This window comes from Sphingobacterium sp. UBA7253, assembly GCF_002472745.1.
Classification (GTDB): domain Bacteria; phylum Bacteroidota; class Bacteroidia; order Sphingobacteriales; family Sphingobacteriaceae; genus Sphingobacterium; species Sphingobacterium siyangense.
Window position 1 is genome coordinate 3,759 of the sequence record NZ_DKSP01000225.1, and the last position, 4,294, is coordinate 8,052.

The following is a 4,294-nucleotide window of genomic DNA, read 5'->3' on the forward strand; positions in this document are numbered from 1 at the left end:
AATCGAGCATCCGCGCACGTAGTGTGAGCTTCTGATCAATTTGCGTATCGTTGTCTTCCAACACTTTACGCATTACTTTTGCGCTATTATCTGTTTTTTGATCCTCAAAAGGGGTGCGCGCCTCAAACATGTAGGCCCTATTTTTAAATACCTCACGATACTCGCCGAACCTAGGGTCATCTCCTACAAAAACCAGTTCTGGCGAAGCTGAAGGAATACCTAAGGCTTTATTAAATGGCGGAACGGTCAATGCACCAAATGGATGATGTATCGAAATCTGATCTTGTACTATATCTTTTGCAAATGTCTTTCGAAGGCTTTCCGGTAGGCTACGTTCAGGGTATTTCTGAATAGACCTAAGAACCCACTCCCTACCCATAGAATCTACCAGTCGAAGTGACTGTGTCTGCATGCCACCACCCAACTTAACAATCTGAAGCCCGCCCCGCTCTGTAGCGAGATCCATCACACGCATCTTAACAGGAGTATTATATAATTTACGGTAACTATCTCCAAGCCAAAATCGATGCAGTAAACCCACTCGGTCATATTCAGGTGCGATCACCGTGGTAATACTGTCCATACGTTGTGCATGCGAATTAAAAACACAGCAACAGGCAATTAATGTAAAGATTCTTCTCATTTTATCTAAGTCGGGTCTTCGAGAAATCAACAGTCGATACAGGTAGAATGTTTGATGGTCTCGATATCTAATTGGGCTAAAGTTCACCTTTTAAAGCAAAGAATCAAAAACTTTCTGCTCCTTTTTTAGTATAAAACCACTATTTTGATAAAACTTATGGCTCTCGGTCCGAATGATATTGCATCTTACACGCAAACGGTAGCAATCGAGGGACCTAGACCAATCGGATGCCGCATGCAATAATAATCGGCCTAGCCCCCGACCTCGATATTCTTCATCGACAACCAAGCCAATGATTTCTACATAAACACCAGTCTCCATACTGATGACCTGATGAAGTTGAATCCAGCCAACTGTTTTATTGTCAATAATCCCCACAAATACAGCATACTCCTGCTTCCGCAACAGATCCTCCAAAATAGTTTTCGTTCCTTCAATATCGGCTGGATAACCCAGCTGTTCGGTCAAGGTTGCGAGATCCGGAGCATCAGATAATACCGCTTTTCTTATGTCCATACTATAAATTTGTTTCCTATGTTGTAGAACAAGAATAGGTTTACCAATACATTAACTATACCTCAGGTTGATCCAGCAGTCGCCGGTGATAGTTTATTTGGCCAAGGTGATAAGTTAGATGGGTGGTCAGATGAACAAGCAAATACTGCGTTGTTGTTTTTTCCTCAAACACGAGTATGGGATATATCTCAAGAAGGTTCTCCTCCGACAACAGATCCAGAGAACGTGTAACCACATCAATCGTATCATCTATCTGATCTAATAATCGTGTTCGAGGAATGTCTTTTAACGAAAACTCAGCCGCTCGATCTCTGATATACCCAGTCTTGCCTATTTCAGTACCAATATATGTTTGAAGATTTCCGATCAGGTGTAAACATAAGTTGCCAGCTGAATTGGAAATATCACGTTCAATAAGCCATATATTTCCTTCCTGTTTGTACAAAGAAATTTCATCACGCAGCCTGTTTAAGTCCCGTCGGAAAAGGTTTTTTAAAGTTTCTATAAGCATAGACTAAATTTAGGTATATTTTCTACCAAAAAAGCAACTTCTATATCAACACATCAACTTTAGCCGTCAATGGCCATATGTATACGAATGAAAAGTATACATCTCCACATGATATTATGTAATTTTAAACTACTTAAAGCCCAGTAACCATGAAGATAGTTTCAAATTCCCCAAAGAAAACTTGGGTAATTTTTAGTGTAATGACAGTTGCGGCCACCATTCTCTTCGCTAAATGCGATAGTCCATCCGATGGAAATGACAGATTGGGCTTTCCAATTCCTTTTTATGAATATATTGGCGGCAAACGCTCAATTGAACCTGAGAATCGAAGTAGTTTCAATTTTATTTGTCTTCTTTTCGATCCTATTATCTATTTGGACTTGCTTATTTTTTCACATTTTTAATCAAGAGATCTAAAAAATAGTGTACATTGAAATGGAATTAATCGACCAAATTATTTCCATCTTTTTTACAAGTTTTAAGCTAAACCGCCTTTACGATGAAGAGGAGCACAAAAATAACCAACCAAAGTATCGAATCTGCAGGACTTCCCAAAGACCCTAAACATGCCATTGCTGAATATATCTGGAATGGATTTGATGCAAAAGCCACACAGATCGAACTCTCCATAGACAGTAATGAATTAGGCTACATTAATCGTATAAGCATACAGGACAATGGTGAAGGCATACCCCTAGAGACACTTTCTTCCTCATTTGGAAACTTTTTGGATTCTATAAAAAAGAACAGCCTCAAACGCAGCTCCTATACAAGAGGAAAAAAGGGAAAGGGCCGATTTTCTTTCTCGCTTTTTGCAACGCGTGCAATTTGGAATACTGTTTTTCAGAAGGATGAATATTTCTCAAACTACCGAATTCAAATCGATCGCGAAAGTAAAGAGCAATACGATATCAGTGAAAGCTCGCCGGTAGGACATAAAAATACAGGAACACAAGTTACTTTTGAAGGCGTTTTTGGACTTAATGCTACTGTTTTTGAAAGCGATGACTTTAACAATTTCCTCGCACAAGAATTCGGTTGGTTTCTTTACTTGAATAAGGAAAGGGATTACGCCATACGCGTCAATGGAAAGCTGTTGGTTTATGATCATTTAATCCAGGAGACAGACCAGCTTTCGTGGACAGGCTATAGCCCGGATCGTGATACTTCTTATCATTTCACCATCAATTACATTCGCTGGAACCAGCAAATTGGTGATCGATATTATTATTATTTTCTTAATAGTGATAAAAAGGAAATTGCCAAAGTACTTAGCAGTTTCAATAATAACGCGATCAATTTCCACCACTCTGTCTATGTGGAATCTACTTTCTTTGATCATTTCGAACAACAAGATATCCTCCTATCTACAGAAGATAATCTTTTCTCGGGGAAAGCCAAACAAGTTATTTATCGAAATTTACTTGCTGAATTACGTGATTTACTCGATAGAAAGCAAAAAAAATATGTACTTGAGCACGCTGTCGCTGTAAAATTAACAGATCTTGAAAGAAAGGGCCTACTACCCGCCTACAACAACTCGGAAGAGGATAAAAAAAGAAAAAACCTATTGTTAGCATTAGTACAGGAATTATATATTGTAGATCCACGCATTTTCTTCGGCATTAAAACAGACCTTATCCGCACCTATCTTGGTTTCATCGACCTGTTATTACAATCGGAAAAAAGTACGGAAATTCTCCCTATCATCGAACAGGCACTTCCCCTAACTGAGAAAGAAAAGAATCGCATAAAACAGATTGTAACCCTTGCTGCAAGCCCTGAAAACGCTTCTTCCAAACCGAAAAAATAAGGCCTTTTTATTTAATGACTTTTAGATGTCAATAAATAAAATTAAAAGTATCACTTTTGCCTAACACTGTTAAATTATTTACACATTAGCATGGGTAGTAAAGAACGCATACAACGGCTCAAAGATGAAAATAGAACCAATATTCTAGATGCTGCGCTCCAAATCGTCAAAGAAGAAGGATGGCAAGCCCTGAGTATGCGCAAAATTGCAGATATCATTGAATATACTGCCCCCATGATATACGAGTATTTCGCCAATAAAGATGCCATTTTGATGGAACTTGCCAACCAAGGCTATCTCCTGCTTGCCAAAAAAGTAAAGCAAGCCAAATCAACTGAAACCGATCTGGAGAAGCAATTGGAAGCAATGTGGTTTAGCTATTGGGATTTCGCCTTCGAAGAACGGGAATTATATCAGTTAATGTTCGGTGTGGGAACTGCCTGTTGTGGATTTGAAAAAACGTATAAATGTGCAGAATCCCATGGGAAATTGATAAGTGATGTCATCCGTGAAATCATGAAAGAGAAAAATCCATCCGAAGAATTGATCTGTAGAAAGTATTTCACCTACTGGTCTATTATACATGGATTGATTTCGATCAATCTGGTAAACCAAGGTAATGGCGAAAATACCAATCAAGAAGTATTAAAGGATGCTATTTACGGCATCACACGCTCCCTGACTGACTAAATTTTTTTACAGCAAAAAATACAACGTTAAAAAATCTAACACCGTTAAATACACCAAAACTTCAATTTTTAATATCACATGACACATCTGTCCTAAATAAATTTTAGGATTGGATTTCTGT

Annotated in this window: 4 protein-coding genes and 1 pseudogene; 2 read left to right on the plus strand and 3 right to left on the minus strand. The window is 38.4% G+C overall.

From position 1 onward, the window contains the following. From B2X72_RS23955 to B2X72_RS23965, 3 genes and pseudogenes are all read right to left on the minus strand, one after another. Nucleotides 1-643 (minus strand): annotated as a pseudogene (locus B2X72_RS23955) (hypothetical protein); the annotation flags it as partial. A 90-nt stretch (nt 644-733) separates the two neighbouring features. Further along, complete coding sequence (locus B2X72_RS23960; RefSeq protein WP_286851808.1) at nt 734-1,159, minus strand: GNAT family N-acetyltransferase; 426 nt, start codon at nt 1,157-1,159, stop codon at nt 734-736. Nucleotides 1,160-1,214: 55 nt separating this feature from the next. Next, on the minus strand, nt 1,215-1,670 hold the full coding sequence (locus B2X72_RS23965; protein WP_088162099.1) for a DUF1572 family protein: 456 nt from the start codon (nt 1,668-1,670) through the stop codon (nt 1,215-1,217). 499 nt (nt 1,671-2,169) lie between these two features. On the opposite strand from B2X72_RS23965, the gene B2X72_RS23970 reads away from it, so the two are divergent. Both B2X72_RS23970 and B2X72_RS23975 read left to right on the plus strand, forming a co-directional pair. Further along, nucleotides 2,170-3,483: an ATP-binding protein gene (locus tag B2X72_RS23970; RefSeq protein WP_088162101.1), complete on the plus strand. Its 1,314-nt coding sequence runs from the start codon at nt 2,170-2,172 to the stop codon at nt 3,481-3,483. 90 nt (nt 3,484-3,573) lie between these two features. Beyond that, entirely contained in the window at nt 3,574-4,173 is a 600-nt protein-coding gene (locus B2X72_RS23975) for a TetR/AcrR family transcriptional regulator (protein ID WP_088162102.1), read from the plus strand. The last annotated feature ends 121 nt before the right edge of the window (nt 4,174-4,294 follow it).